Raw genomic sequence first — 26,459 nt, forward strand, 5'->3', positions numbered from 1 at the left:
CGCGGCAACGACACGCCTAAAGCAGGATCACATGATCGCTGATCCTGACGCAGTTCCGGCCGCCGCGCTTCGCGCCGTACAGCGCTTCGTCGGCATCGCGCGCGAGTTGCTCGATGGTCGCGTCGGCTGCGGCCATGCACACGACGCCGATGCTGCACGTATAGCCGGGCAGCGACTCGTCCTCTTTCTGCTCGACCCGTCGCCGGATGATTTCGGCCTGCTCTCTCGCCTCGTCGGGTTGCGCGCGCGGCAGCAGCACGGCAAATTCCTCGCCGCCCCAGCGCGCAAAGTGGCCGTGCTCCGGCAGCATGTCGGCGACGCGTCGGGCGAAGTCGATCAGGATGCGATCGCCCGTCGCGTGCCCGTACGTGTCGTTCACTTGCTTGAAGTGATCGAGATCGATCAGGATCAGCGAAAGGAGTCCGCCTGTGCGCATCGTCTTTTCGCGTTCCTGCTGATGCGCGCTCAGAAAGGCGCGGCGATTCAGCAAGCCCGTCAGCGGGTCCATGAAGGACTGCTGTTCGAGCTGGTTGCGAAGCCGGTCCATCGCGGCGAACAGCAGGCCGACCGTCACCGTCAGCGACATCAGCGAGCCCGTCGTCAGATAGATTATCTGGAAGAGGTCCGCTGAAAAGAGCCCGGCGTTCGCCCATGCCGGCATGAACATCGTGACGGCACGCGCCGCCGTCACGGTCGTCTGGACCAGCAGCATCGAGCCGACGAATAGCGCAGTATTGCTGCCGCGGCCGAAACGCAGCATCACGACGCAATGCGCTCCGTAGGTCAGGGTCAGGATCAGAGACATGCAGATCGTGCGTCCCGCGACGGACGGCTGCACCCACGTCATCCAGCTCATCGCGATCACGCCGACGATCAGCAGCAGTGCAATGAAGCGCCGCGACGGACGGCGCCCGAAAAACAGCTGGCTGCCGATCACCCACAGCCCCGAGCCGAGGATCATGCCGACATTCGCGACGACAATGGAAAGCCAGTCGGCGATGCCGCCGCGCAGCGCAAGCATGATCGCCGACACCGACACGACCAGCGCCCCCGACGCCCAATGCCCAACCCCGCGAATGTTCGCCGGAAAGCCACGCCCCAGTGAAAACATCACGAGCGACATCAGCCCAGGCATGACTGACGACATGAGAATGACGGTGCGGAGATCGAGGGCTGGCATACGGTTCCGGTAGCGGTCTGGCGACATGAGAACCGCCCCGGCTCGCTGACGGCGACGGATTTGCCCGCCTCATGTGCGCTGCAGATCAGGCTCGCAATATACCGCACGGCGAATGCGGACCGCATGAACATCTGTCCGACGCGTACCGTGCCACACGCGTTTTTACCGCGCATCACGCTGGACGCGTGAGCCGCATTGCAGATGCTTGCAACTGCAACGAAACGCGCATCAGGTGTGGAGAGACAACTTGCAATGCGATGTCCGACGAGCCGTGCAATAACGCTACGAATAGCGATTCGGACGCGACGTATTCGCCTTTTGACGGCCAGTCAATTCGTAACTACGCCCCGCTTTCGCGTTGTAGGACAACGTATAATGAAGACAAATCTGAATCCCCGAGGAGCGTTTCATGGCCGCGTCTGCTGCACCAGGTTCGACCCCGAGGCGACCACGCGGGAGTCTTGCTGATCAGGTCGTCGCTTATGTGAACGAGCAGGTTGCATCGCACGCGCTCAAGCCCGGCGATCAACTGCCGACTGAAACCACGCTGATGTCGTTGCTCGGCGTGAGCCGCACGGTGGTACGCGAAGCCATTTCGCGGCTGCAGGCGAATAGCGTGATCGAAACGCGCCACGGCATCGGCAGCTTCGTGCTCGAACCACGTCGCGAACCGCTGGGCCTCGAGATGGTCCCCGCGACCACGCTGAACGATGTGCTCTCGGTGCTGGAATTGCGCATCAGCCTGGAAACGGAATGCGCGGGGCTCGCGGCCCAACGCGCGAGCGAACGCGACATCGCGAAGATACGCGAGGCGCTCGATGCCGTCGAAGAAGCGAGCCGCGCAGGCGGCGACAGCACGGCCGCAGATCTGCGATTCCACATTTCGATTGCGAGCGCGACGGGCAATCGCTATTTCGTCGACATCCTCACGCAACTGGGCACGGCGCTGATTCCGCGGCATCGCGTGGATTCGCCGGGACTCGCGCAAAGCGATCTCAACGCGTATATGGCGCGCGTCAATCTCGAACACGAGAACATTCTCGACGCGATCGCGCGCAAGGACCCCGATGGTGCGCGCGCCGCGATGCGCATGCATCTGTCGAGCAGCCGTGAACGCTTGCGCCGTGCAAGCGCTCAGGCGGAAGAAGCGGCGGCGACTCGCACGACGTGATCCATCGACGACGCAACCAGACGAGCGGCCCGCATGTGGCCGCTTTTTTTTTTGCGCAGCGGATTGGACGATCGCGCGTTGCCGATCCGTTTTTCGCGGCGACGCCGCTGGGCTGAGCGGACGGTCCGCCGGCTAACCGATGCGGCAACGGTTCTGCCGGAAAGTCGTCGTGGGCGCGCTGTTCTTTCTCCATCGGTCCGGTCGGCATCGGTCATCGTACAACATATTTCGCGTACGCGGGCCGCGCATGTCCTTACGCGCAGCCGCCTTGCGGGCTTGTCGCGGATAGCTCGTGGACAAATTCAGGGTTTACCAGCCTTCCTCCAGGTCAACTGACGACTTATCTTGTGTTCAGACGTCCTATGACATACCATGTTCCCGTGCGGGCTTCGCCAGCCGGGCAACCACCTTGCATGGGCCCGGAGCAAGAGCCAAAGCGCGCACTCTGGCCGACAGGAGAATGAGATGACCCAGCCGTCCCCATATCAACCGCTGCCGAACAGCTTTCGCACCGCCGTCAGAGGCGGCGAGCGGCTCATCGGCTGCTGGGCGTCGTTTGCGAGCCCGATCACGACCGAACTGCTGGGCACCGTCGGCTTCGACTGGCTCCTGCTCGACGCCGAACACGCGCCCAACGACGAACTCACGTTGATCCCCCAACTGATGGCGTTGAAAGACAGCCGTTCGGCGCCCGTGGTTCGGCCGCCCGCCAACGACAGCGTGATCATCAAGCGCATGCTCGACCTGGGCTTCTTCAATTTCCTGATTCCGTTCGTCGATAGCGCGGACGATGCGCGCCGCGCCGTGGCCGCCACCCGCTATCCGCCGCACGGCATTCGCGGCGTGTCGGTCAGTCAGCGCGGCAACCGCTACGGCACGGTGGCCGACTACCTGCACGTCGCCAATGAGAACATCTGCGTCGTCGTGCAGATCGAGAGCCGCGCGGCCGTCGAGGCGATCGACGAAATCGCGGCGGTCGAAGGCATCGACGGCGTTTTCATCGGACCGTCGGACCTCGCCGCCGCATACGGCCATCTCGGCAATCCGGCGCACGCCGATGTCCAGCAGGCCATCGCGCATGTGTTCGAACGGGCGAAAGCGGCGGGCAAGGCCTCGGGCATCCTCGCGCCCGTGCAGCAGGACGCGGAACGCTACCTGGCCATGGGCAGCACGCTGGTTTCCGTGTGCGCCGACATGGGGCTTCTGCGCAATGCCGCGCTAAACGTCCGAAAGCATTTCATGCCGGACTGAGCGGGACGCCCCCTCACCTCACACTATCTGGAGTAGCGAATGAAAAAAGCAGGCTTCATCGGACTCGGCATCATGGGCAAGCCCATGGCGGCCAATCTTCGCAAGAACGGTGTCGAGCTTGCCGCCTTCACGCGCAGCGGCGTGCCGGACGAGCTGACGCAATCGGGTGTGCTCGCCTGCAGCAGCCCCGCCGACCTCGCGCAAAAAGCCGATGTGATCTTCATCATGGTGCCCGACACGCCCGACGTCGAACGCGTGCTGTTCGGCGAGAACGGCGTGGCAAGCAAGCTGCGTCAAGGCCAGATCGTCGTCGACATGAGCTCGATCTCGCCGATCGCGACGCGCGACTTCGCGGCGCGCGTGCGCGAGAAAGGCGCCGAGTATCTCGACGCGCCCGTGTCCGGCGGCGAAGTCGGCGCGAAGGCTGCGTCGCTGACGATCATGGTGGGCGGCTCGCAAGTCGCGTTCGACGCCGTCAAGCCGTTCTTCGACATGATGGGCAAGAACGTCTCGCTGATCGGCGAAGTGGGCGCGGGCCAGATCTGCAAGGTGGCCAATCAGGTCATCGTCGCGGCGACGATCGAAGCCGTCGGCGAGGCGCTGCTGCTCGCGTCGAAAGCGGGAGTCGATGCGGAGAAGGTGCGCAAGGCGCTGATGGGCGGCTTCGCTTCGTCGCGCATTCTCGAAGTGCACGGCGAACGCATGACGAAGCGCACGTTCGATCCGGGCTTTCGTATCGAGCTGCATCAAAAGGATCTGAACCTTGCGCTTTCGACAGCGCAAGCGCTCGGTGTTTCGCTGCCGAATACGGCCACCTGTCAGGCGCTTTTCAACGCGTGCGCGGCGCACGGCGGCAACGCATGGGATCACTCGGGCATGGTCCGCGCGCTGGAGTATCTCGCCGATCACGAAATCGGACAGCAGCGGAAATGACGATGACGCTGACACGTTCATCGCGGATGCCTGATTGTCGAACGGACGCACGCACATCATGAGCGCCCCGACTCACGCATCGTTCTTCGCGATCGTCTCGAATGCGGCGGACGGCGATCTTGCCGTGTTTCGCGTCGACGCTTCGACGGGCCGCATCGAGCGCCTCGCGCGTCATCCCGCTGGCGAGGCCGTCATGCCGATGGCGCTGTCCGCCGACGGCAGCCTGCTCCACGCCGCAACGCGCGCAGCGAAGCGAACCATCGTCACGTATTCCGTCGATTCGGGCACGGGCAGCCTCGCGCGACTGCGAACAGCGTCCATTGCATCCAGCCTCGCCTATCTGTCGCTGGCGCCGTCCGGCGCATGGCTGCTCGGCGCATCGTATGGCGAGCATTCGGTGAGCCTGTATCGCGCCGCCGATGTTCATGCGCACGCGCACGTCGAACCGGTCCAGGTGATCGACGGCATCGAGAACGCCCATTCGATCGTGGCGTCTTCGGATGGCCGCTTTGCGTACGTCGCGTCGCTCGGCTCCGATACGGTGTCGTGTTACGCGATCGTCGAGCGCGCCGCCGATGCACGGCTCGAACTCGTGCAGAAGGTGCGCGTCGAGCCGGGCTTCGGTCCGCGTCATCTGCGCTTTTCGCCTGATGGCAAAACGCTCTATGTATCGAGCGAGTTTCGCGCGACGGTCGCAGTGTTCGCACGCGATGCAGAAACGGGCACGCTCACTGCCCGCTCGATCGCGCCGCGTGCGCCGGCGCTTGCTCATCTGCACGATGGCCCGCGTCCGCGTGCTTCGGGCACTGCGGGCACTGAAGTCGATCCATCGACACGCATCTGGGCCGCCGACATTCAGCTCACACCCGACGGACGTTTCGTTTTCGTCGCCGATCGCACGACGAGCCGGCTGATCAGCTATCGCGTGACGGACGACGGATCGCTCGAATACGCGGGCTACACCGACACCGAAACGCAGCCGCGCGGCTTCAGGATCGATCCGAGCGGACGCTTCCTCGTCGCATGCGGCGAGCAGTCGACGCACGTCGCCGTCTTTGCGATCGACGCCGGCTCAGGCGCGCTTGCCCTGCTGTCGCGCTGTGAAGGCGGACGCGGCGCGAACTGGGTCGAAATCATTCGACAGATGCCGCACGACGTCTGCTGAGCCCACTCCTTGATCTCCCAGCATCGAACTTCAGGACCGACTTTCATGTCTACGATCGCATCCCAAACCCAGCGCGCGCCGACCGTCACCGAATTGCGCGTTGTGCCCGTCGCCGGCCGCGACAGCATGCTGATGAACCTGAGCGGCGCGCATGGACCGTTCTTCACGCGCAACGTCGTCATTCTGCGCGATAGCGCGGGCAACACAGGCGTCGGCGAAGTGCCGGGCGGCGAGAATATCCGCAAGACCATCGACGATGCGCGCCCGTTCGTAGTCGGCCAGTCCATCGGCAATCTGCACGCGGCGCTGAACAAGGTACGCAAGCAATTCGCGGATCGCGACGCGGGCGGCCGCGGCCTGCAGACCTTCGACCTGCGCACGACCATCCACGCGGTAACGGCGCTCGAAGCCGCGTTGCTCGATCTGCTCGGCCAGCATCTCGGCGTGCCCGTCGCGGCGCTGCTCGGCGAAGGCCAGCAACGCGACGAAGTCGAAATGCTCGGCTATCTGTTCTATATCGGCGACCGCAACAAAACGGACCTGCCGTATGCGAGCGGCGCCGAAGGCCGCGACAACTGGGAACGCCTGCGCACCGAAGAAGCAATGACGCCCGAGGCCGTCGTCCGCCTCGCGGAAGCGGCGCAAGCGCGCTATGGCTTCAACGACTTCAAGCTGAAGGGCGGTGTGCTTTCCGGCGACGCCGAAATCGAAGCGGTCACGGCGCTCGCCGAACGCTTCCCCGATGCACGCGTGACGCTCGATCCGAACGGCGCGTGGTCGCTCGCGGAAGCGATCCGCCTGTGCCGCGACAAGCACGATGTGCTCGCCTACGCCGAAGACCCGTGCGGCGCGGAGAACGGCTATTCGGGCCGCGAAGTGATGGCCGAATTCCGCCGCGCGACGGGCCTGCCGACGGCCACCAACATGATCGCGACCGACTGGCGCCAGATGGGCCATGCAATCCAGTTGCAATCGGTCGACATTCCGCTCGCCGACCCGCACTTCTGGACGATGCAAGGATCGGTGCGCGTCGCGCAGATGTGCAACGACTGGGGCCTCACATGGGGCTCGCACTCGAACAATCACTTCGACATCTCGCTCGCGATGTTCACGCACGTCGCGGCCGCCGCGCCCGGCAAGATCACCGCGATCGACACGCACTGGATCTGGCAGGACGGCCAGTATCTGACGCGCGATCCGTTGCGGATCGTCGGCGGCAAGGTGAAGGTGCCGGCGAGGCCTGGCCTCGGCATCGAGCTCGACATGGATGCGCTCGAAAAAGCGCATGCGCTGTATCAGCAGCATGGACTGGGCGCGCGCGACGATGGCGTCGCGATGCAGTACCTGATTCCGAACTGGAAGTTCGACAACAAGCGTCCCTGCCTCGTGCGCTGATGTCGGGCTAACCGCGCGCTGTTCGCACGCCGATCGTGCTCCGATCACTCCGATCGTGCGCTGATAGCGAACCAAGGCGGAACGCCGAAGCAACGCGGCCAGCATGGCCGCGTCACATTGACCGACATTCAAAGCGAACCATGACCACGCCTCAAGAACTCAAAGCGATCGTTTCCGAAGGTCTTCTGTCGTTCCCCGTCACCGACTTCGACAGCAACGGCAACTTCCGCGCCGACACCTATGCGGCGCGTCTCGAATGGCTCGCGCCGTATGGCGCGACGGCCCTCTTCGCGGCGGGCGGCACAGGCGAATTCTTCTCGCTGACGAAGTCCGACTATACGAACATCATCCGCACGGCGACGGAGACCTGCAAAGGCAAGGTGCCCATTCTCGCAGGCGCGGGCGGACCGACGCGCGTCGCAATCGAATACGCGCAGGAAGCCGGGCGCCTCGGCGCGAGCGGCGTGCTGCTGATGCCGCACTATCTGACGGAAGCGCCTCAGGAAGGCATCGCCGCGCATGTCGAGCAGGTGTGCAACGCGGTAAAGAACATCGGCGTGATCGTCTACAACCGCGCCAACTCGAAGCTCAACGCGGACACGCTCGAACGTCTCGCGGACAAGTGCCCGAATCTGATCGGCTTCAAGGACGGCGTGGGCGACATCGAAAGCATGGTGACGATCCGCCGGCGCATGGGCGACCGCTTCTCGTACCTCGGCGGCCTGCCGACGGCGGAAGTCTACGCAGCCGCATACAAGGCGCTGGGCGTCCCCGTCTATTCGTCGGCCGTGTTCAACTTCATTCCGAAGACGGCGATGGCGTTCTACCGCGCGATCGCCGCCGACGATCACGCTACGACGGGCAAGCTGCTCGACGAGTTCTTCCTGCCGTATCTGGCGATCCGCAATCGTCGCCAGGGTTACGCGGTGAGCATCGTGAAGGCGGGCGCAAAGCTGGTCGGCCGTGACGCGGGCCCGGTGCGCGCGCCGCTGACCGATCTGACCGAAGACGAAATGGCGCAACTCGATGCGCTGATCAAGAAGCTCGGCGCTCAGTGACATCCATCTGATGCGGATGCGTTTCGCGCCGTCGCGAGGGCTGACGCGCAACGCAACGGCTGTCGCGCGTCGCGTGGTTAGCGGGTTAGCGGGTTAGCGGGTTAGCGGGTTAGCGGGTTAGCGGATTAGCGGATTAGCGGATTAGCGGACGAACGGCGTCAGCGCGCGCAGCCAGCATGCGGCCGCCACCGCGCCGCCATCCGGCTCGCCGACGGCACGCTCGCCCAGATAGCTCGCGCGTCCGACGCGCGGCATCATCGACGCGGTCGCGTCCGCGCCTTTCTTCGCGGCCTCGACGGTGACGGCCCATGCATCGGCGAGCGGCCAGCCGGCGCGAACGGCGGCGGAGAACGCGTCCGCTGCGGGCCGCAGCGCATCGAGCATCGTGCGCTCGCCGGGCTGCGCGCCACCCAGTTCCGCGATCGCGCTGACGGCAAGATCGAACGCGTCGGCCCAATCCGATGCCGAAGGCGCGCGGCTTTCCGCGAGACGGCGCGACGCGCGCAGCAAGGCCGTCGCATAGAACGGCCCCGAGCTGCCCGCAATCGCACGGCGCAACGTCACGGCGAGTTCCGCGAGCGCGTCGGCTTCCGAAGGCCACGCCGTATCCGGCATCGCGAGCACCGCTTCGCCCGCGCGCTTCATGCTCGAACCCAGATCGCCATCGCCTGCTTTCGAATCGAGATCGGTGAGGCGCGCTTCGGCGTCGATCAACGCACGCGCGGCCGCGTCGAATGAATGCTGCAACGTCGAGCGCTGCTCGGCACGCATCGCCGTGACTACGCCCGCCACGGCGCCGCCGTCCGCATGCGACGCGACACCCACCGCGCCATCGACGTTCACGCGCCCCGTGTCCCTCCACGCGGCGACGCGGGTCGGCGCATCGAGCAGCGCGAGGCGCGCGTCGTCGACACGCATCACCGAGATCGAGCAGCCCGGCATGTTCAGCGCCGACAGCAGCGTGCCGCACCACGCACGCTCGATGACGAGCCCGCGTCGCCGAAGACCGTTGATCGCCGCGCGCGCGACGACGGCCAGTTCCATCGGCGGCGTCGCGCCGAGACCGTTGACGAGCAGCACGACGCGCTCGCCGTTCACCAGTTGCAGATCGTCGGCGATCACCGTGAGCAGCGTCTCCGTCAGTTCGTCGGCGGGCATCGGCTGCGTGCGCTGCACGCCCTTCTCGCCGTGAATGCCGAGGCCGAGCTCGATCTCGTCGTCCGCCAGGGAGAAGCTCGCCTGTCGCGTGGCGGGCAGCGTGCAGCCGTCGAGCGCTACGCCCATCGTGCCGATCGCGTCCGCCGCTTCGCGCGCGAGCGCCGCGACTTCGTCGAGTGTCCTGTTCGCCGCGGCCGCCGCGCCCGCGACCTTGTGCACGAACACGGTTCCCGCGATGCCGCGCCGCCGCCCGCGCTCGACGGTGTTGCGCAACGACACGTCGTCCGCGACCACGACGACTTCGACGGGAATCCCTTCGGCGCGCGCCAGTTCCGCTGCCAGGCCGAAGTTGAGACGGTCGCCCGTGTAGTTCTTGACGACCAGCAGCGCGCCGTTCGGTCCCGCCGACGCGCGGATCGCAGCGAGCACGGCATCCGTCGACGGCGACGTGAACACTTCGCCGCACACGGCCGCAGCGAGCATGCCTTCGCCGACGTAGCCCGCGTGGGCCGGCTCGTGTCCGCTGCCGCCGCCCGAGATGACCGCGACGCGCCGCGCGTGCGGCGCGGGGAGACCGCGCTGCACGACGACATTCGCGTCATGCAGCAGCGCGGTATCGGGCGCCAGCATCGCAAGGCCTTCGAGCATTTCGCGCACGACGCGCGACGGATCGTTCAACAGCTTCTTCATGGCAGTGAACCTCAGCGGATCGGGTTGCGGGCGAACGGACGGAACAATCACGCGGCGGCGAAGGCCACGTGCGCGGGCCGGCCCATCCGTCGAAAGAGATAACTCTATCGTCAGCGGCGGGAAGGTGCATCGGGCGCATCCTGCGCCTTCAGGAAATCGACGAACGCGCGCAACGGCGCGGGCAAATGACGGCGGCCCGGATAGTACAGAAACGGCCCTGAAAACGGCTGCCACCACGGCTCGAGGATCGGCTCCAGCGCGCCGCTGTCGAGATGCGGCCGCAACATGCCCTCGAACAGATGGATGACGCCCACGCCCGCGACGGCCGCGCTGACGGCCAGATCGATCGCCGCACCCGGCCTGACGACGAGCGGCCCCGACGGATCGAGCCGCACCACTTCGCCGTCGCGCTCGAAGTCCCATGTCGGCATCGCGCCGCCCGCGAACTGGCCGCGCAAACACGCGTGAGCAAGCAGATCGCGCGGATGCTCCGGCCTGCCGTGCGCGTCGAGATAGCCGGGCGCCGCGGCCGTCGCGAAACGCTGCACGCGCGGTCCGATCGGAATGGCGATCATGTCCTGCTCGAGACGCTCGTCGTAGCGGATGCCCGCATCGCAGCCGATCGACAGCACGTCGACGAAACCGTCCTCGACTACCACTTCCACGCGGATGTCGGGATACGCATCGAGGAACGGCGCGATGATGGGCGGCAACACGATGCGCGCCACGCTCGACGGCACGTTCAGCTTGAGTGTGCCGCTCGGCTTGTCCCTGAAAATGTTCAGCACATCGAGCGCGGCTTCCATTTCGCTGAAGAGCGGCGTCAGCTTGTCGATCAGGCGCTGTCCCGCTTCCGTCGGCGCGACGCTGCGCGTGGTCCGGTTCAGCAGCCGCAAGTCGAGCTTCGTTTCGAGCCGCCGAATGGCGATGCTCAGGCTCGATGCCGAAACGCCGCTGATACGCGCGGCGTCGCGAAAGCCGCCCGCGCGCGCGACCGAGACGAAGGCGGCGAGATCGTTGAGTTCCATGTCGATTGTTCGAAATTTTCAACAACCCGTACACCTTAGGTCGCTTTATTCAACAGCGCAACCGGATCAAACTGGCGGCGTTCAACAAGGAGAGCGTCATGTCGAAGTTCAAGTCAGCCGATCACTTCACGTTTGCCGGCCGCCAGATTCGCCGTATGGGCTATGGCGCCATGCAACTCGCGGGGCCCGGCGTATTCGGGCCGCCGAAGGACCGCGACGCCTGCATCGCCGTGCTGCGCGAGGCGATCGCGTCGGGCGTCAATCACATCGATACGAGCGATTTCTACGGGCCGCACATCACGAACCAGTTGATCCGCGAAGCGCTGCATCCGTATCCCGACGATCTGCTGATCGTCACGAAAGTCGGCGCGGTGCGAGGCGACGATGGCGCGTGGCTCCCCGCGTTCGAGCCGGAGGATATCCGGCGCGGTGTGCACGACAATCTGCGCAACCTTGGGGTCGACGCGCTCGACGTCGTCAACATGCGCATCATGGGGAGTGTTCACAGTCCGAGCGAAGGCTCGATCGAACAGCAGGTCGTCGCGCTCGCCGAGCTTCAGCGCGAAGGGCTCGTGCGGCACATCGGCCTGAGCAATGTGACCGCGACGCAGATTGCCGAAGCGCAGCGCATCGCGGAGATTGTCTGCGTGCAGAATCACTACAACCTCGTTCATCGCGAGGACGATGCGCTCGTCGACGAACTCGCGGCCAAAGGGATCGCGTACGTGCCGTTCTTTCCGCTCGGCGGATTCACGCCGATTCAGTCGTCGGCGCTGTCGAACCTCGCAAGCGAACTCGGCGCGACGCCGATGCAGGTCGCGCTCGCATGGCTGCTGCATCGTGCGCCGAACATCCTGCTGATTCCCGGCACGTCGTCCGTCGCGCATCTGCGCGAGAACTTGCAGGCGGGCGAGTTGAAGCTGACCGACGCGACGCTCGCCGAACTCGATGCAATCGGACAACGCAGCGAGAACCAGCGAGGCGAATGAGCGATGAGCCGCCGTTCAAAAACATTCACCCTTCGCCAGCGGCAGCTTTGTGTCGTCATGGCCAGGGAGTGCAACCGGCCAAAAAGAGACAGTCGAGGTAGTCGACAGAATGCCGGATAATTCCCATCTCTCCGCAATCCGACAGCACGCGACCGACAATGAAAATACATCGCATGCGTTGCTTTGGCCGCACCGATGAGAGTGGCAACGCGGCACTCGTCATCGAAGACTCAACTTTGGCTGAAGTAGAAAGACTGGAGTTCGCCCAACAACAAGATGCGAACGCTACGGTTTTTGTGGACGCGAATGCTGCTTGCGATCCGCAGCTCGACTATTACTATCCGCACGCCCGCAGCCCCCTTTGCCTGCATGCGACTCTCGCGGCGAGCGCGATATATTTTGAGCGACATCCCGATATCGCGCGCCTTCGGTTCGTCACGAGCATGCATCGACAGGCGCTTGAGGTCGAGCGTGATAACCAGGATATTTTTGTCGGCGTGAAGGCGCAAGCTTGTCCGGCATTGGTTATCGATGGAGCGGAAACCGCCGGGTTGCTGCGCGCTAATTCAATGGACCTGATATGTATACGCGGGCCCGCATCGATTGGAAGCCCAAAGCTGCTCGTCGAGGTGAGGGACGAATCCTTGCTGAATGCGTTGCGCCCCAATCTCACAGGCATTGCCGACTGGAGCCGTAAGCGCCGCGTTTCGGGCATCTATGTCTATTGCCGCCTTCGCGACGGCGTCTACGCCGGGCGGAATTTCAATCATCTGGACCCGCGATTCGAAGACGCCGCGACGGGCGTGGCAGCCGGCGCGCTGGCGTTGATGCTCGAACGAAGTATTACGCTTTTGCAAGGCGACGCGCTCGGACAGCCATGCACGCTTCTCGCCCGGTACATGGACGGGGACGTGCAAGTCGGCGGACGAGCGGTCAGCGCGGTCTGACCCACCGCTACCGTCGCGACGGCGCATTGACTATTTCGATGCCGAAGGTGCCGACGAATGACCGCTTCGGGAAAAGCTGTATGTCCCTTGTGGGTCTCCTTGAAAATTCCCCGAAACCTGTATATATATACAGTATGATTGCATATACAGTGCTGGAGGGCGTCATGGAGCATCTGGTGCGCGTACAGAATGAACGGGACCGCCGCACGCTTGCCTGGCTGCGGGAGACGGTCGGCGATGCGGCAATCGCTGCGGCAGCGCAGCGGTCCGGCCCATCAAAGCCGTACCTGTCGGCGGTGTGCCAGATCCTGGGGGTGACGGCGCCTCGGTTCAGCGCACCGCGCCATCTCACGCCCAGCGCGGCCGCCGAGCAATCGCTGGCCACGATCCGGCAGATACTGGCTTCCCGGACAGGCCAACCGACGCCAACGCTCGCGCGCGTCCGACACGGCTAAGGATTCCGCCGGGCTCGGCCGCCGTGACTATCCTGTAGACGTGGCGCGTGATTACGGCGCGTGGCCGCAAAACGGGGCACAGGGCGCCTGTCTTGTGTGTCACCAGAAACGGGTCCGCAAAGGTGCGGGCCATTTTTTTTGCGACCGCTTGAAGGGCATGGAGACGCTCGGCGGCGCGTCCTATGCTCAAACATGGCTCGAACAGCGGATGATCGGCAGGGTTCGAATCGACTATCTGCCCGGCTGCATCAGCCCGGATGAGGTTGAAGCAGCTTTGGCGAGAATCAGTCCCGCGGGAGCAAACGCATTTGCGCATGAGGCGCTGTAAGCACATTCGCTCAGCCTCATATGGACGAACCGGGCTGTCGCCGCTCTGAATGCGCGAATCAGCGGCATCGCTCAGTCCTTCACGGCCAATGACCCCGACAAGATCACGGGCCTTGCCAACGTGATGATTCAGGCAAGCCGCAAGATTGCTCACAGGCTCACGCTGACGGACATTCGAAGCGAACCACGGCATGGGGCTACGACCGGTCCTGGGACGCCAACCAGAGTATGCTTTTGCTGACAAGGGACCGGGCGTGCCTACGACGTCCGTGAAGGGACGAATGCGGGAGGTATGCGCATGGATTCACCAAATAACGAATTCGTGCTCGTGGGGAGCCTGGAGGAGCTGAAAGCGAAGGGCCGGCTCGTCGTGCAAGGCGGCCATCGTCCAATCCTCGTCATCTACGATCGCGCGCGCGTCTTCGCTCTCGACAATCGGTGCCCCCATATGGGTTTCCCACTCGAGCGAGGCACTGTCGAGGACGGCATCCTGACCTGTCATTGGCACCACGCCCGCTTCGATCTGGAGAGCGGCTGCACGTTCGACCTCTGGGCGGACGATGTGCCGAGTTGCGCGGTCGAACTGCGCAATGGCGACGTCTGGGTGGCGACCACGTTTGCACATTCCGATCCCGCGGCGCACTGGCATCAGCGGCTTGCGGACGGCCTCGCACACGACCTCGGACTCGTCATCGCCAAGGCCGTGTACGGTCAGCTGGCGGCCGACGTACCGGTGGCAGATATCGTGCGGCAGGTGGCGCTGTTCGGGGCGCAGAACCGTGACGGCTGGGGCGTCGGTCTCACGATACTGACGGCCCTCGCGAATCTCTTGCCCGTGCTGCCGGAGGACGACGCCTGGCTCGCCCTGTTTCACGGCGCGCGCCGTGTGGCGGAAGACTGCGAGGGCGAAGCTCCGCGGCGGGAACGTACGCCGCTTGGAAGCCGGCCGGAGCCAGCCGCGCTTAGGCGTTGGCTGTGCCTCTGGACAAACGTGCGTCATCGCGAGGCGGCCGAGCGCACCCTGTTGACCGCGATTGCTGCCGGTCTCTCGCCAGCTCTGCTCGCCGATGCCCTGCTTTCTGCCGGGACCGAACGGGCGTTTGCCGACACCGGTCATTCGCTCGACTTCATCAACAAGGCGTTTGAGTGCCTCGACCTGATCGGCTGGGGGCACGCGTCGGCTGTGCTGCCTACTATCGTCGCCCAGATGGTAGCCGCGCGTGGCGCCGAGGAATCGACCGCCTGGCGCCAGCCCGTGGATCTTGTCGCGCTGTGTGACGAATCAGCCGGCCAGATGGGGCAACTTCTCGCTGTCGGGGACGGCTCGCAAGGCTGGTCGAGCCATGCTGCGCTCGCGCGCGAACTGCTCGGAGACGATCCAGCGAAGATCATTGATGCGCTGAAAGCGGCGATCCGCGCAGGCGCCGCTCCTGCTGACCTGGGACAGTCCCTCGCTTACGCAGCGGCGCTGCGCGTAGCGCGCTTCGGCAATGCCAACGAGCACGCTGACTGGGAGACGGCGCACCACGTCTTTACCCATGCCAACGCGCTCCACCAGATGCTCACGCGGATCGGGAACGCGGGCATCGACGGTCATGTCACGGCAATACGCGCCATCATGCATGGCGCCATGGCGCTCTACCTTGCCCGGTATCTGAACGTGCCACCGGCCCGCCTTCCGGGCGAGGGCAACGATCAGCTCGATGACCTTCCTGCCGACGAGGAAACGGTCCGCATTGCGTTGCTCGATGCCCTCGACCGGCAACAACAGGTTGATCTTGCGGCAAGGCTGGTGGCGCGGCACCTCACGCTTGGCCATCCGCCGCAGGCGCTGATCGGCACGCTTGCCCTTGCTGTGCTGCGCGAAGATGCGGGCTTCCATGCCTATCAGATGCTGGAGGCAGGGGTCCGGCAGTTTGCTGCGTGGGGCAATGCTGATGAAGGCCGGCATGTTCTCATTGCAGTCGTCCGCTACCTCGCGGCCCATTCGCCGACTGAACGCGGGACGCTGCAAACGGCCGACATCGCGCGGCGCCTGATGCGGGGCGGCGAAATGCATCAGGGAGCTGGGGCGTCGTGACGGCGCGAGAGTGCGCTGTCGTGGTAATGGAGCTGATTGATCAACGGGCGGCAGAGAAGGACCGCTTGCGACGCTAACGGGTGGAATTGCTCCGTTTCCACGCAGCAGCACATCGCCAACGAGCATGCCAATTCCTCCACGGCCTGCTGACAAAGCGCTGGAAGGCGGTTTAGCCAGCGGTCACTGATTTGCGGCGCGGCGAAAGGCAGGTCAAATGGCTGCCGGACGTTCCGGGGAACTAGCAGGCACGCAATTTTCCACTCACAAGTCGTGCCTACGGTCGCAGAGCATCTGCCGCAATTATGGCGATCACCGCCCGGAGAGCATCCGGAGGATTTTTTGCACGATGCGCTCATGCTGCTCCAGCGCCTCATCGAGCGTACGTGCCCCGTAGCTCTTGTTGTCCCGTGATTGCATTCCGGCGATGCGCGTCACGAACAGCAGAGCCTCCCCGATACCCGTTTCGGACACACCGCGGAAGCGGGTCGTGATTGTCACACCGGATTCTTCCAGCAACGTGCGGCGAAAGATCTGTTCGTTCTCGGACATCCAGTGCGACCACTCGCTGCAGTCGAACACCTCGACGGGCCTGTTCTTCTCGTCGAGGACGTAAAAGCGTTTGTGCGGGACGGTGGGGGATTTCATAGTTCAACGGGATGGTTCGAGCAGGAAGCGGATCGCCTCTCGCGCCATGCCGACAACGTGCAGGAACGATGCCAATGATCGAAAACGACACACGCGTGTCGCCATTGTACGGATCGCCTGCCTGGACGCAGAAATGCCAGCGAACTATTCTGAAAGCGTCCACTCCCCGCAATGCCGCTGCCGATACGCGACGACCGGCGCTGCCCGGGAATTCCCCTGCTGGCTGACGCATGAACCGCATCACGCTGTTTCTATGCGGGGATGTGATGTTGGGGCGCGGCATCGACCAGATACTGAAGCATCCCAACCGGCCCCGTCTCTTCGAGCCCTATGTCCGATCGGCAAAAGACTATGTGAGCCTCGCCGAGGCGAATGCCGGCCCGTTGCCGGAACGTGTCCCGTTCGACTACGTTTGGGGCGATGCGCGGCGCGAACTTGATCGCATGAATCCCGACGCGCGCATCATCAATCTGGAGACCGCCGTCACGTCCAGCGAGGACGCATGGCCCAGGAAGGGCATCCACTATCGGATGCATCCCGCCAATGCGCCTGTCCTGAGCGCAGCGAAAATCGACTGCTGCTCGCTCGCGAATAATCACGTGCTCGACTGGGGCTACCGCGGTCTGTTGGAAACCCTGAGTACCTTGCGTGCCGCCGGCATTCATACGGCCGGTGCGGGACAGGACGACGTCGAGGCGGCCGCGCCGGCCCTGATCGAACTCGCGGGCCGCGGCAGAGTGGTGGTCTTCGCCCTTGCAACGCAATGCAGCGGCGTGGGCAAGGACTGGGCCGCCGGCCGGGGCCGCCCCGGCGTGAACCGGCTCGCGGATTTTTCCGCCGAATCCGTGCGCACAATCGCGACGCAGGTGCGTATGGTCAGGCGGCCGGCCGATGTCGTTGTCGTTTCGATCCATTGGGGCGCGAACTTCGATTTCGATATCCCCGCGTCGCACCGGCGCTTCGCACACGATCTCGTCGATTCGGCGGCAGTGGATGTGGTGCATGGTCATTCGTCGCACCACGTGAAGGGCATTGAGTTGTATCGGGGCAAGCTCCTCCTGTACGGCGCCGGGGACTTCATCAACGACTATGAAGGTATTAGCGGTCAGGAAGCGTATCGCGGCGATCTCTCGCTGATGTATTTCCCCGTCGTCGACGTCGCTACGGGCAATCTGGTCGAACTGTCAATGACGCCCACGCAGACACGCCGCTTCCGCGTCAACCATGCGCCTGAAGAGGGCATACGATGGCTGGAAGAAACGCTCAATCGGGAGAGCCGGCCGTTAGGCGCCCGCGTGGAGCGGCGCGCAGACGACACGTTTGTGCTGCGTGCATGCGCGTAGGCGCTGTGCATCCGCAGCAGCTCTTGTGCCTCGCCAGCGCGGCCGGCTTACGCTGGCGCGTGCAGCATCACGCGTTACCGCGTGCATCGCCGCGCGAGTTGCCCAGGTAGCGCCCGAACCATTGCACAGCGAGCCGCGCGACGGCTTCCAGCGTGCCGCGCTCCTCGAACAGGTGCGTCGCGCCGGGAACGATCACCAGATCTTTCGGGCCTTCGAGCAGGGCGAACGCCGCGCGATTGAGTTCGATGACGTGAGTATCGAGCCCGCCGACCACCAGTAACGTGGGCGCGCGCACTGACGAGAGCACCTCGCCTCCGGCGAGATCGGGCCTCCCGCCTCGCGAAACGATGGCCTGGATCGGAACAGACGATACGCGTGCCGCGCGGATCGCCGCAGCGGCGCCCGTGCTCGCGCCGAAGTAGCCCACAGAAAGGGGTGGTGTCTGCCGCGCCGCGATCCATTCCGTCGCTTGCGCGAGACGCGTCGCCAGCAGGTCGATGTCGAAGCGGGCAGCCGGGCCGGTGTCTTCCTGCTCGGAGAGCAGGTCCATCAGCAGCGTTCCGATGCTCGCCCGATTGAGTTCCGCGGCCACGTACCGGTTGCGCGGGCTGAACCGCGAGCTGCCGCTGCCGTGCGCGAACAGAACCAGTGAACGAGCGTCCTGCGGCCTCGTAAGCGTGCCCATCAGACGCACGTCCTTCATGGGAATTGTGACCTCCTCCATAGGCAGCCGAGATTTCATGGCATCCTCCGTTCACCCGTCAACGCATGCCGTCCCGCCCCCATATCGGAGCGTCTCGTACGGCCTCGCTAACGACGGGTCGATACTGCTGTTTCGCAAAACCTATACTTGACGCATGCCAGTCGAACTCGAATCGAGCGCGAGTTAAATACTTGTTCGGCAGGCATGCAATTTGACGGAAGGCCTTCGCGATGCCACCGTTATGCGTGGCGTTACAAATTACATCGAACCTGTCCATGATCACCCTCACCTCTTCCGAACTCATGCTGTTACAGCAAAGGCTCCGCGAGCGCCGTCGTGAGTTGCAGGCGACGCTGCACGGCGAATATGGAGATCTCGCCGGAGCCCGGCCGCCCGAAGTGCTGGGTCCCGAGTCGCATCCCGACGAGACCGCATCGCGCAAGGCGGGCGACGAGTTGCGCGCTGCGCTCGCGCGGCACGATTTCGTCGAACTGCAGCAGATCGATGCGGCGCTGGCACGCATCGCTGCCGGCCTCTACGGCGCATGCGTCGAGTGCGGGGAACCGATCGGTTATGAGCGGCTTGCCGCCGCGCCCTACACGGCCCGCTGCGTTTCGTGCCAGACCGCGTATGAACGACACCGCGCGACCCGCTAATGAGAGGCACATCAGGTACGAAATGCCTTCCTGATGCGACAGACGCAGTAACCCCGCCGATGGAAATCCGGAAAAACGCATCGATGCGCGTCACGCCGGAAATGGCGCAGCAAGTCGCGTTTTTACGCATGCGGGCATCCGACATGCGGGCATCCGCATACAGCGATGGACGCTAAAGTACGGACAATCGGCAATGGCACGCGTTTGCGCGGAACGTCGCCGTTCCTGAGCAAGATCACATGCGCAGAAGCAATCGGATCGTCGTCGGGTGACTCACGCAAATTTCAGGGAAACAGTATCGCGGAGTAGTTGCGCGCGCTGTGCAGGATGTGAATGATGTCGATGCGCTCAGGGGGCTCGCCAACGACACGATAGAAAATCTGGTGACCGCCGTGAACCTGGTGACGCACGCCACGGTCTTCGTAGCGCGGCACCATCGGGAATGCAACGTACACGTCGGCAAGCCGCCGGCACCTGTCGCGCAGCTCGCGCACGACACTCACGGCACGACGGGGATTGTCGCGGGCCAGGTAATCGCCGATGGCCTCAAGGTCGGCTTCCGCGTCAGGAAGGATCTGGACAATCATTGCCTGGTGCTCCCCATCGCATGGTACTTTGCTTCAAGTCGGTCGAACACGTCCTTGGCGGGCTTGCCCCGTCCGGCCTCCGAATCGACAATGCCGCGATCGATGATCGCATCCAGTGCGTTAAGTTGCAGTTCGCGATCCTGAATGAGCTTCACGCCTTCGCGCAGCACCTCGCTTTCAGAGCGGTAGCGACCCGACTCAACCAGCTTCGCGACATAGCCCTCAACCTGTTGTCCAAGATCCGCATTGATCATAGCTATACCCCGGAACGTTCATTCGCCAGCCGTTCAACAAATATTATAGGGCGATGCGGCGCAGCCGGTCCGCGCGGCGACGCGGCCGGATTGTCGGGGAGTACGCGGTGTTCGCAGGCGACCGCCGTGTCCTGAATGGGCTCGTCAGGTTGGTGGGGAGGCGAAGGCAGAATGAAGCGATGAAGAAGACGAAATCGCTTTATCACGGCCGCCGCTTTCCTGCTGTCGTCACGTCTTCGGTCAACCGTGCCGATCCCTTCATCGATATCGCTACCACCGAAAAACCACGTCGCAAGTGCGCCGCGCTCTGTTATGGCGCTTGCCGCCATATGAAGAAGAAAGCCACACTCCTCTATTCGAGAACCGAACCGTCTACCCGGATGGCGCCATTCTCTAAATGCGCGTCTCGCGATTACGTGTCGATGAGACCTGCTTGAAGATTCGCGGCAGACGGGTCTATCTGTACCGGGCGGTCGATCGGGCTGGCCAGACGGTGGACTTCATGCTCAGGCGAGGCGCGACATAGCCACGGCCCGGCGCCAATGCCGAACACGATGGCCAGAATGGACACTTCGCAACGAGGCTCACGCCCGCAGCGGTAGCATAATCAGAATGTCGGCACGACGCCCAGCAATCTTTTCGCGCGCATACACATTGCACGCGCAAATTGCGGCCACTGTTCGGCATTTCCCACTTCCTTGTATGGAGCGAAGGATGCCCAACCGCAACGACCAGAAGCGCAAGATCGCAAACCGGCAACTGCACCCCGAAACTCTGATGATGTCATACGGCTACGATCCATTCCTGTCGGAAGGCTCGGTAAAGCCTCCAGTCTTTTTGACTTCGACATTCGCGTTTCGTACGGCCGAGGACGGCGCAGACTTCTTCGACATGGTATCGGGGCGCAAGCCACTTCCCGAAGGCGAAAGCGCTGGCCTGGTTTATAGCCGCTTCAGTCATCCAAACCTGGAAATCGTCGAAGACAGACTCGCGTTGCTCGATGGTTCGGAAGCCGCAGTCGTGACCTCGAGCGGAATGTCCGCGATTGCGGCAATGCTGCTTACCTTTCTGAAACCTGGCGACTGCGTGGTTCAATCGACGCCGCTCTATGGCGGCACCGAGACGCTCATTTCGAAGTTTCTGCCGGAATGGGGAATCAGTTCGCAAGTGATTAGCGACGGTCTGTCGGCGGAGGCGATTCGCGCTGCACTCGAAGCGGCTTCGACAAAAGGCAAGGTCACGATGTGCTATGTCGAAACGCCAGCGAATCCGACCAATGCACTCTTCGATCTGGAAGCGCTACGCACGGAAATTGACGCATTCGAAAGACGTCATGGCTATCGACCTCTTTCGGTATGCGACAACACGCTACTGGGACCGGTGTTCCAAAAGTCTGCGAAACAAGGCATCGACCTGAATGTGTATTCGCTCACGAAGTACGTCGGTGGACACAGCGATCTGGTCGCAGGCGGAGTCACGGGGAGCAAAAGCCTGATCACGAAAATACGGGCGATTCGAAGCACATTTGGTTCACAACTCGATCCGCATTCATCGTGGATGATCACCCGTTCGATGGAGACGCTCGTGCTGCGCATGGAGCACGCCGCGCGAAGCGGCACTGCTGTTGCGCGATGGCTTGCAAGCAATCCGTTCATGCCCGTCAAGGTACTTCATCCAGAACTTATCGATGATCCGAAGTATCAGGCGGTGTATCGGCGACAGTGCAGCGGCCCCGGCTCGACATTCGCTTTCATTCTCGACGGAGGTCGCGAACAGGCGTTCCGGTTCATCAATGGCCTGACGCTTTTCAAATCGGCAGTGAGCCTTGGCGGTACTGAGTCTCTCATTTGTCACCCCGCCTCGACGACGCATTCCGGCGTCCCTGCCGATGTCCGTGCGGCAGCAGGCGTTTCCGAAGGTTTGCTTCGCATATCGGTTGGACTGGAGCACCCGGACGATCTCATTTCGGACCTGTCGACCGCTCTGGAACACTGCTGACGAAACGGCTGCGGACGCCGGCGCGATCCGCATGAAACCGCGATTGCCGTAGATCGCGCGGCGCACACTGCGAAGCCAGTCAGGCCAGGCGCACGGGCGCGGCAGAGCCATCGTCTTTTACCGTTCGCGCGTCCATGCTACATTCAGCCGTCACTCTTGCGCCAAACCATGACAGAGATCGCCCCCTCTGCTCTGCATGGCAAAGCGCAGAATATCTGTCGTGAGAGCCAGAATCGGCCCATTGAACGGCACCCGGCGAGGTGTCCTTACCGGCAAAGGAAGACAGCAATGAGTGCGATTCCCGAGCAGTATGCCGGCGAACCGGAGGGTTCGCTGAAACGAAAGATCAGCTGGACGGGCGCATTCTGGGTAGCGAGCGGCGCCCCTGCGCTGGTGCTGTTCTCGATCGGCTCCATTGCGGCGACGGTGGGCAAGCTGTCGTGGGCCGTCTGGATCATCTCGATCGGCCTGGGCTTTGTCCAGTCATTCTCCTATGCGGAGATTGCGGGGCTGTTCCCGCACAAATCGGGTGGTGCATCGGTCTACGGCGCGGTCGCATGGGTGCGCTATTCGAAGCTGTTCGCGCCGTTATCAGTGTGGTGCGCCTGGGCCGGGTGGTCGCCGGTGATCGCGATCGGCTCCGGGCTCGCGGCAGGCTACGTGCTCTCGATCATGTTCCCTCCTGATGCCGCGATCAACACATGGCAGATCACCCTCGTGAATCTCGACTGGTTGCGCAGCGGCCTGAGCCTGCGGATCAACGCTACATTCATTCTCGGCGCGACGATCCTGCTGATCACGTTTGCGATGCAGAACCGGGGCATTCTGCACGCCGCGCGCATTCAGATGATTCTCGGCGTCGTTGCGCTGATTCCGCTGATCATCGTCGGCACGGTGCCGCTTTTGACTGGCGATCTGCCGCTGCACAATCTGCTGCCGCTCTTGCCGTTCGCAAAAGACAGCGGCGGTCAAATCATAGATGGCACCTGGGACCGCGCAGGCGTCACTCTGATGGCGGGGGGCCTCTTCATCGCCGGATACTCGACCTACGCGTTCGAAACCGCCATCTGCTATACGCGTGAATTTCGTGACCCGAGGGTCGATACGTTCAAGGCAAACCTTTACTCAGGCCTGCTGTCCATCTTCGTCTTCACGGTGTTGCCGCTATCGTTTCAAGGGGTGCTCGGTCTGGGCCACCTGGTGACGCCCGAAGTCAAGGATGCTGCCGGCAACGTTGTGACACCGGCTGTCTATAGCGGCATGCTGGCTCCGGACATCTTTAGCGGCATGGGCGTCGCGAAGGCGATGGCGCCGATGATCCATGGCGGCTTGCTGGTTGAACGCATCCTCGTGGTCATGCTGGTACTGGCGCTCGTCCTCGCGATCATGACATCGATGGCGGGCTCCTCCCGCACGCTGTACCAGGCGTCGGTGGACGGCTGGCTGCCGAAGTATCTGTCACACGTCAATGCAAACGGCGCACCGACCCGCGCGATGTGGACCGACCTGTGCTTCAACTTGATCCTTCTCCTGATGTCGGACTATGTGTTCGTGCTGGCGATGTCCAATGTCGGCTACATCATTTTCATCTTTCTGAACCTGAATGCCGCGTGGATTCACCGGCTCGACCGTTCGCACTGGAGCCGGCCATACCGCGCGCCGAACTGGCTGATCGCGCTCGGCACCGTGTTTTCGTTCGTGGATCTTGCACTGCTCGGCATGGGTGCGGACATCTGGGGTACTGGCACTCTGGTTTCGGGCCTGGCCTTTGCCGCGCTGATTATTCCCGTGTTCCTGTTTCGACACTACGTCACTGACAAGGGACACTTCCCCGAAACGACGAAGGAAGACATGCAGCTCGTGAACGGGGTCAAGGCCGGCAAGCGTGCGGGAATTCTGCCTTATTTGACGATCCTCGCCGGAATCCTCGTGGTCGCGCTCACGCATGGTCTCGCGATCTATTGATACACATTCCGCACGCGAAACGCACAACCATCACGATACTGCTCGTTACACAGGCACCACATTGATTTGTCGCCGGACTAATGAGCGCTACTGGGCATCAGCGGGCGAAAGACTGGAACGAGATGCGGCATTTAGCGTGTTCAACATCAGCATCGCGATGGTCATGGGGCCAACCCCGCCCGGAACCGGCGTGATCGCGGATACCAGGGGGAACACGTTCTCGTAGTCGATGTCCCCGACAAGCCCGGTCTCGCCATTGGGTTTCGTGACGCGGTTAATCCCCACGTCGATAGCGACTGCCCCCCGCTTTATCCAGTCCGCCTTCACGAGCCTGGGAATACCGACTGCAGCGACGACTATGTCGGCCTGCCGGCAAATGTTCTGCGGCTCGACCGTCCGGCTATGCACGATGGTGACTGTGCAATCGTTGTGCATGAGCAGATTCGCCATCGGCTTGCCGACGATGTTGGAACGCCCGATTACCACCGCATGTTTTCCACGGATACCATCGCCAAGCACCTGCTTTAGCAGATGCAGGCAACCCAGAGGTGTACAAGGCACAATGGCCTGCCCGATGTCCCCCGTTCCAAGGCGGCCGGCATTCGAGTAGTGAAATCCATCGACGTCCTTGCCCGGTACGATTTCCTCAATCACCGAATGTGGATTGATCTGCGGCGGCAGCGGAAGCTGCACCAGAATTCCGTGAATGTCCGGGTCCTGATTGAGCTCTCGTACGAGAGCCAGAAGTTCAACCTCAGTGGTCTCTTCCGGCAGATCATATTGACGTGAGAGGAAGCCGCATTCCTCAGCCCGCCGTTTCTTGCTTCGCACGTACACGCCGCTTGCCGGATCTTTGCCCACAAGTATCACGGCCAGACCGGGACGCAGTCGTTCACTCCGCACTGTCTCCTTGATCGACTCGATAACGTTGGCGGCTGCGGCTGCGCCATCAATGATGAGCGTGTGATCAGTGGAAGATGATCGTTCGGTATTCATCAGCAGGATCGATCCGTGGTTAGAGATGAACAGGCGTGGTCGTGGTATTGCCACGCGCGGAGACGCGGGATGCGTCGATTCGAAGTCGAATCGACGAGAACAACAGTAGCCGGGCGAAAACCGCGCGTCAATGGCGATCACATTTTTTTCCTGCCAGGAAACTCACGTACACCTTCCGGGGTATCGCCACTAGCGATGAATCAGCCGTCTACGGCGATGGTCCATGCCGTCATGTTGTGTTTCGATTGCGCTTTCAACGACTTCGGCGCCTCCCCCAATGCGACGAAGCGCACCGAACCGGTATCGCTCACCGTTACCCCCAATGGGGTAGACGGCGCCACCTTCAAACGGTCTACCCACTCAAATCGTATTGACAAGGCCGCTGCGGAACACAAACATTGGCGAAACTTTGTTGATTAAACGGACTTCCGTGAAACCGCCTGATCATTGACCCTGCCGGCGTTGCCGGCATAACCAAGGAGTTGCCCACATGGAACACGCAATCCGAAAGCGCATCGATCGAATGTTCTTCCGCGACAGGCGCATGGCGCAAATCGCTCTCCTGCTGTTGTGGGTCACCTTGGGTTACGTCTACTTCGCCATCACCTCGCAGACAACCGATGCGCAAGTTCGAATCGCGCTCTCCATCGGCGCGGGCGCGGTGTTGATATTCAACTCCGCCTCCATCCTCGCGATGATCCGTCATTACCAGGACGACAAGGATCACATCTACGGCCTCGACATTCGTCACCTCGACGAAAACCGCGCCGCCAAGGCAGAGTTGGCCAAGCGCGGAGACGATTCGTTCAGTCCAGCCGTCGAGTAAGCGTCCGGGCTTTATTTTCGCCGTGCATCAATGTGCCCCGCAGTTGCCCCGCCGGCAACTGCGATGGGCCAGCGTTGGCTTTGAGCCCGCAAACCGACATGCCGATCATGGAGGAAACCCACATGGCAGCCGATTATGTTCCACCCGTTCAGAAAGGCTTCGGACAGCTTGTCGATAGCCTCTTCCTGCTCGTTCTCGTGTATTGCAGCCTGCTTGCGCCTCTGTTGTTGAAGGCGCCCGACAAGGCGGCCGAAACTCAAACCGCAAGCACACAAGTTTCCTGGCGAGAACTCGGCCAAAACGCCGCGATGGAGGCGCAATGGCGCAAGCTTGGCTACGACGCACAGCAAGCGAAGCCGATTATCACCACGCGCTTCGACTATGAGATCGAGCCGGTCTCGCTCATCGTGACGGCACTCGTCATCGTCGGCTATTTCGTGTTCGTCTTGCGCGTGTCGGACAGGCAATACCGACAGGTAATCGCGGAAAAATTTGGGGAGTAATGACATGAATTTCTGGCAATGGCTGAGCAATGTGGCGTGGGGGCTCTCGATCCTTATCTTCGCGTGGATCCTCATCGATGCGTTCAAGGTCAGCCGTGACTACGACGATGATTTCCTGATGAGTTCCACGGAAGGAAACGAATAGGCAGACAGTCG

27 protein-coding genes and 1 pseudogene are annotated in these 26,459 nt (G+C 62.8%); 20 read left to right on the top strand and 8 right to left on the bottom strand.

Annotation, left to right across the window (positions count from 1 at the left end; all coding sequences use genetic code 11):
- Positions 1-16: 16 nt before the first annotated feature.
- Complete coding sequence (locus BN2476_RS32095) at positions 17-1,147, bottom strand: GGDEF domain-containing protein (RefSeq protein ID WP_235851051.1); 1,131 nt, start codon at positions 1,145-1,147, stop codon at positions 17-19.
- A 442-nt stretch (positions 1,148-1,589) separates the two neighbouring features.
- On the opposite strand from BN2476_RS32095, the gene BN2476_RS32100 reads away from it, so the two are divergent.
- From BN2476_RS32100 to kdgD, 6 genes are all read left to right on the top strand, one after another.
- On the top strand, positions 1,590-2,351 hold the full coding sequence (locus BN2476_RS32100; RefSeq protein WP_087738222.1) for a FadR/GntR family transcriptional regulator: 762 nt from the start codon (positions 1,590-1,592) through the stop codon (positions 2,349-2,351).
- Positions 2,352-2,816: 465 nt separating this feature from the next.
- Positions 2,817-3,602: a 2-dehydro-3-deoxyglucarate aldolase gene (gene garL, locus BN2476_RS32105; protein WP_087738223.1), complete on the top strand. Its 786-nt coding sequence runs from the start codon at positions 2,817-2,819 to the stop codon at positions 3,600-3,602.
- Positions 3,603-3,641: 39 nt separating this feature from the next.
- Entirely contained in the window at positions 3,642-4,535 is an 894-nt protein-coding gene (locus BN2476_RS32110; protein WP_087738224.1) for a 2-hydroxy-3-oxopropionate reductase, read from the top strand.
- 58 nt (positions 4,536-4,593) lie between these two features.
- On the top strand, positions 4,594-5,700 hold the full coding sequence (locus BN2476_RS32115; RefSeq protein WP_087738311.1) for a lactonase family protein: 1,107 nt from the start codon (positions 4,594-4,596) through the stop codon (positions 5,698-5,700).
- A 45-nt stretch (positions 5,701-5,745) separates the two neighbouring features.
- The gene (gudD, locus tag BN2476_RS32120) at positions 5,746-7,095 is read left to right on the top strand and encodes a glucarate dehydratase (protein ID WP_087738225.1); all 1,350 of its coding nucleotides are present in this window, start codon (positions 5,746-5,748) and stop codon (positions 7,093-7,095) included.
- 140 nt (positions 7,096-7,235) lie between these two features.
- Positions 7,236-8,153: a 5-dehydro-4-deoxyglucarate dehydratase gene (kdgD, locus tag BN2476_RS32125; protein ID WP_087738226.1), complete on the top strand. Its 918-nt coding sequence runs from the start codon at positions 7,236-7,238 to the stop codon at positions 8,151-8,153.
- A gap of 141 nt (positions 8,154-8,294) precedes the next feature.
- Here the strand turns inward: kdgD and BN2476_RS32130 are convergent, their stop codons facing one another.
- Positions 8,295-10,001, bottom strand: a complete 1,707-nt coding sequence (locus tag BN2476_RS32130) for a dihydroxyacetone kinase family protein (RefSeq protein ID WP_087738227.1) — start codon at positions 9,999-10,001, stop codon at positions 8,295-8,297.
- 110 nt (positions 10,002-10,111) lie between these two features.
- Positions 10,112-11,029, bottom strand: coding sequence for a LysR family transcriptional regulator (locus BN2476_RS32135; RefSeq protein ID WP_087738228.1), 918 nt, complete (start codon positions 11,027-11,029; stop codon positions 10,112-10,114).
- Between the two features lie 98 nt (positions 11,030-11,127).
- Between BN2476_RS32135 and BN2476_RS32140 the strand changes: the two genes are divergently transcribed.
- The 5 genes from BN2476_RS32140 (at position 11,128) to BN2476_RS32155 (ending at position 15,827) form a co-directional block, all read left to right on the top strand.
- On the top strand, positions 11,128-12,018 hold the full coding sequence (locus tag BN2476_RS32140; RefSeq protein ID WP_087738312.1) for an aldo/keto reductase family oxidoreductase: 891 nt from the start codon (positions 11,128-11,130) through the stop codon (positions 12,016-12,018).
- Positions 12,019-12,176: 158 nt separating this feature from the next.
- Positions 12,177-12,965, top strand: coding sequence for a PhzF family phenazine biosynthesis protein (locus tag BN2476_RS32145; protein WP_087738229.1), 789 nt, complete (start codon positions 12,177-12,179; stop codon positions 12,963-12,965).
- Positions 12,966-13,129: 164 nt separating this feature from the next.
- Positions 13,130-13,420, top strand: a complete 291-nt coding sequence (locus tag BN2476_RS32150) for a CppA family protein (RefSeq protein WP_087738313.1) — start codon at positions 13,130-13,132, stop codon at positions 13,418-13,420.
- 157 nt (positions 13,421-13,577) lie between these two features.
- Positions 13,578-13,748 (top strand): hypothetical protein, encoded by a 171-nt coding sequence (locus tag BN2476_RS46720; protein ID WP_160111798.1) that lies wholly within the window; start codon positions 13,578-13,580, stop codon positions 13,746-13,748.
- Between the two features lie 297 nt (positions 13,749-14,045).
- Complete coding sequence (locus BN2476_RS32155) at positions 14,046-15,827, top strand: Rieske (2Fe-2S) protein (protein ID WP_218274561.1); 1,782 nt, start codon at positions 14,046-14,048, stop codon at positions 15,825-15,827.
- A 309-nt stretch (positions 15,828-16,136) separates the two neighbouring features.
- Here the strand turns inward: BN2476_RS32155 and BN2476_RS32160 are convergent, their stop codons facing one another.
- A complete protein-coding gene (locus tag BN2476_RS32160) occupies positions 16,137-16,472 on the bottom strand; it encodes a hypothetical protein (protein WP_087738231.1) in 336 nt (111 codons plus the stop codon).
- A gap of 230 nt (positions 16,473-16,702) precedes the next feature.
- Here BN2476_RS32160 and BN2476_RS32165 point away from each other — a divergent pair, with 230 nt between their 5' ends.
- Positions 16,703-17,815: a CapA family protein gene (locus BN2476_RS32165; RefSeq protein ID WP_087738232.1), complete on the top strand. Its 1,113-nt coding sequence runs from the start codon at positions 16,703-16,705 to the stop codon at positions 17,813-17,815.
- 67 nt (positions 17,816-17,882) lie between these two features.
- On the opposite strand, the gene BN2476_RS32170 is transcribed toward BN2476_RS32165, so the two are convergent.
- Positions 17,883-18,557: a dienelactone hydrolase family protein gene (locus BN2476_RS32170; protein WP_087738233.1), complete on the bottom strand. Its 675-nt coding sequence runs from the start codon at positions 18,555-18,557 to the stop codon at positions 17,883-17,885.
- 236 nt (positions 18,558-18,793) lie between these two features.
- Here BN2476_RS32170 and BN2476_RS32175 point away from each other — a divergent pair, with 236 nt between their 5' ends.
- A complete protein-coding gene (locus BN2476_RS32175) occupies positions 18,794-19,174 on the top strand; it encodes a TraR/DksA family transcriptional regulator (protein ID WP_087738234.1) in 381 nt (126 codons plus the stop codon).
- Positions 19,175-19,458: 284 nt separating this feature from the next.
- On the opposite strand, the gene BN2476_RS32180 is transcribed toward BN2476_RS32175, so the two are convergent.
- On the bottom strand, positions 19,459-19,761 hold the full coding sequence (locus BN2476_RS32180) for a type II toxin-antitoxin system RelE/ParE family toxin (protein ID WP_087738235.1): 303 nt from the start codon (positions 19,759-19,761) through the stop codon (positions 19,459-19,461).
- Positions 19,758-20,015, bottom strand: a complete 258-nt coding sequence (locus BN2476_RS32185; protein WP_087738236.1) for a type II toxin-antitoxin system ParD family antitoxin — start codon at positions 20,013-20,015, stop codon at positions 19,758-19,760. Before BN2476_RS32185 ends, BN2476_RS32180 begins: the two co-directional genes overlap by 4 nt.
- Before the next feature lie 179 nt (positions 20,016-20,194).
- Here BN2476_RS32185 and BN2476_RS47050 point away from each other — a divergent pair, with 179 nt between their 5' ends.
- From BN2476_RS47050 to BN2476_RS32200, 4 genes and pseudogenes are all read left to right on the top strand, one after another.
- Positions 20,195-20,452, top strand: a complete 258-nt coding sequence (locus BN2476_RS47050) for a hypothetical protein (protein WP_162497895.1) — start codon at positions 20,195-20,197, stop codon at positions 20,450-20,452.
- Positions 20,425-20,555: pseudogene (locus tag BN2476_RS32190) on the top strand (DDE-type integrase/transposase/recombinase); the annotation flags it as partial. The gene BN2476_RS47050 and the pseudogene BN2476_RS32190, both read left to right, overlap by 28 nt.
- A 174-nt stretch (positions 20,556-20,729) precedes the next feature.
- Positions 20,730-22,013 carry a cystathionine gamma-synthase family protein gene (locus BN2476_RS32195; RefSeq protein WP_087738237.1) on the top strand — a complete coding sequence of 428 codons (1,284 nt, stop codon included), beginning with the start codon at positions 20,730-20,732 and terminating at the stop codon, positions 22,011-22,013.
- 288 nt (positions 22,014-22,301) lie between these two features.
- Entirely contained in the window at positions 22,302-23,978 is a 1,677-nt protein-coding gene (locus BN2476_RS32200; protein WP_087738238.1) for an APC family permease, read from the top strand.
- An 87-nt stretch (positions 23,979-24,065) separates the two neighbouring features.
- Here BN2476_RS32200 and BN2476_RS32205 read toward each other — a convergent pair whose 3' ends face one another.
- Entirely contained in the window at positions 24,066-24,974 is a 909-nt protein-coding gene (locus BN2476_RS32205; RefSeq protein ID WP_087738239.1) for a bifunctional 5,10-methylenetetrahydrofolate dehydrogenase/5,10-methenyltetrahydrofolate cyclohydrolase, read from the bottom strand.
- Positions 24,975-25,464: 490 nt separating this feature from the next.
- Here BN2476_RS32205 and BN2476_RS32210 point away from each other — a divergent pair, with 490 nt between their 5' ends.
- The 3 genes from BN2476_RS32210 (at position 25,465) to BN2476_RS47315 (ending at position 26,448) form a co-directional block, all read left to right on the top strand.
- Positions 25,465-25,800 (top strand): hypothetical protein, encoded by a 336-nt coding sequence (locus tag BN2476_RS32210; protein ID WP_087738240.1) that lies wholly within the window; start codon positions 25,465-25,467, stop codon positions 25,798-25,800.
- 98 nt (positions 25,801-25,898) lie between these two features.
- A complete protein-coding gene (locus BN2476_RS32215) occupies positions 25,899-26,303 on the top strand; it encodes a hypothetical protein (protein WP_235851053.1) in 405 nt (134 codons plus the stop codon).
- A 4-nt stretch (positions 26,304-26,307) separates the two neighbouring features.
- Positions 26,308-26,448 carry a hypothetical protein gene (locus tag BN2476_RS47315; protein ID WP_162849278.1) on the top strand — a complete coding sequence of 47 codons (141 nt, stop codon included), beginning with the start codon at positions 26,308-26,310 and terminating at the stop codon, positions 26,446-26,448.
- The last annotated feature ends 11 nt before the right edge of the window (positions 26,449-26,459 follow it).

The organism is Paraburkholderia piptadeniae (assembly GCF_900007165.1).
GTDB classification, from domain to species: Bacteria; Pseudomonadota; Gammaproteobacteria; order Burkholderiales; family Burkholderiaceae; genus Paraburkholderia; species Paraburkholderia piptadeniae.

Excerpts from the sequence above, each read along its gene's own strand:
- BN2476_RS32135 (WP_087738228.1), bottom strand. The coding sequence starts at position 11,029 with ATGGAACTCAACGATCTCGCCGCCTTCGTCTCGGTCGCGCGCGCGGGC.
- gudD (WP_087738225.1), top strand. The coding sequence starts at position 5,746 with ATGTCTACGATCGCATCCCAAACCCAGCGCGCGCCGACCGTCACCGAA.
- garL (WP_087738223.1), top strand. The coding sequence starts at position 2,817 with ATGACCCAGCCGTCCCCATATCAACCGCTGCCGAACAGCTTTCGCACC.
- BN2476_RS32175 (WP_087738234.1), top strand. The coding sequence starts at position 18,794 with ATGATCACCCTCACCTCTTCCGAACTCATGCTGTTACAGCAAAGGCTC.
- BN2476_RS32185 (WP_087738236.1), bottom strand. The coding sequence starts at position 20,015 with ATGATCAATGCGGATCTTGGACAACAGGTTGAGGGCTATGTCGCGAAG.
- BN2476_RS32180 (WP_087738235.1), bottom strand. The coding sequence starts at position 19,761 with ATGATTGTCCAGATCCTTCCTGACGCGGAAGCCGACCTTGAGGCCATC.
- BN2476_RS32170 (WP_087738233.1), bottom strand. The coding sequence starts at position 18,557 with ATGAAATCTCGGCTGCCTATGGAGGAGGTCACAATTCCCATGAAGGAC.
- BN2476_RS47315 (WP_162849278.1), top strand. The coding sequence starts at position 26,308 with ATGAATTTCTGGCAATGGCTGAGCAATGTGGCGTGGGGGCTCTCGATC.
- BN2476_RS32200 (WP_087738238.1), top strand. The coding sequence starts at position 22,302 with ATGAGTGCGATTCCCGAGCAGTATGCCGGCGAACCGGAGGGTTCGCTG.
- BN2476_RS32195 (WP_087738237.1), top strand. The coding sequence starts at position 20,730 with ATGCCCAACCGCAACGACCAGAAGCGCAAGATCGCAAACCGGCAACTG.
- BN2476_RS32215 (WP_235851053.1), top strand. The coding sequence starts at position 25,899 with ATGCCGATCATGGAGGAAACCCACATGGCAGCCGATTATGTTCCACCC.
- BN2476_RS32100 (WP_087738222.1), top strand. The coding sequence starts at position 1,590 with ATGGCCGCGTCTGCTGCACCAGGTTCGACCCCGAGGCGACCACGCGGG.
- BN2476_RS32115 (WP_087738311.1), top strand. The coding sequence starts at position 4,594 with ATGAGCGCCCCGACTCACGCATCGTTCTTCGCGATCGTCTCGAATGCG.
- BN2476_RS32205 (WP_087738239.1), bottom strand. The coding sequence starts at position 24,974 with ATGAATACCGAACGATCATCTTCCACTGATCACACGCTCATCATTGAT.
- BN2476_RS32155 (WP_218274561.1), top strand. The coding sequence starts at position 14,046 with ATGGATTCACCAAATAACGAATTCGTGCTCGTGGGGAGCCTGGAGGAG.
- BN2476_RS32130 (WP_087738227.1), bottom strand. The coding sequence starts at position 10,001 with ATGAAGAAGCTGTTGAACGATCCGTCGCGCGTCGTGCGCGAAATGCTC.
- BN2476_RS32095 (WP_235851051.1), bottom strand. The coding sequence starts at position 1,147 with ATGTCGTCAGTCATGCCTGGGCTGATGTCGCTCGTGATGTTTTCACTG.
- BN2476_RS32110 (WP_087738224.1), top strand. The coding sequence starts at position 3,642 with ATGAAAAAAGCAGGCTTCATCGGACTCGGCATCATGGGCAAGCCCATG.
- BN2476_RS46720 (WP_160111798.1), top strand. The coding sequence starts at position 13,578 with ATGGAGACGCTCGGCGGCGCGTCCTATGCTCAAACATGGCTCGAACAG.
- BN2476_RS47050 (WP_162497895.1), top strand. The coding sequence starts at position 20,195 with ATGAAGAAGACGAAATCGCTTTATCACGGCCGCCGCTTTCCTGCTGTC.
- BN2476_RS32140 (WP_087738312.1), top strand. The coding sequence starts at position 11,128 with ATGTCGAAGTTCAAGTCAGCCGATCACTTCACGTTTGCCGGCCGCCAG.
- BN2476_RS32145 (WP_087738229.1), top strand. The coding sequence starts at position 12,177 with ATGAAAATACATCGCATGCGTTGCTTTGGCCGCACCGATGAGAGTGGC.
- BN2476_RS32210 (WP_087738240.1), top strand. The coding sequence starts at position 25,465 with ATGGAACACGCAATCCGAAAGCGCATCGATCGAATGTTCTTCCGCGAC.
- BN2476_RS32165 (WP_087738232.1), top strand. The coding sequence starts at position 16,703 with ATGAACCGCATCACGCTGTTTCTATGCGGGGATGTGATGTTGGGGCGC.
- kdgD (WP_087738226.1), top strand. The coding sequence starts at position 7,236 with ATGACCACGCCTCAAGAACTCAAAGCGATCGTTTCCGAAGGTCTTCTG.
- BN2476_RS32160 (WP_087738231.1), bottom strand. The coding sequence starts at position 16,472 with ATGAAATCCCCCACCGTCCCGCACAAACGCTTTTACGTCCTCGACGAG.
- BN2476_RS32150 (WP_087738313.1), top strand. The coding sequence starts at position 13,130 with ATGGAGCATCTGGTGCGCGTACAGAATGAACGGGACCGCCGCACGCTT.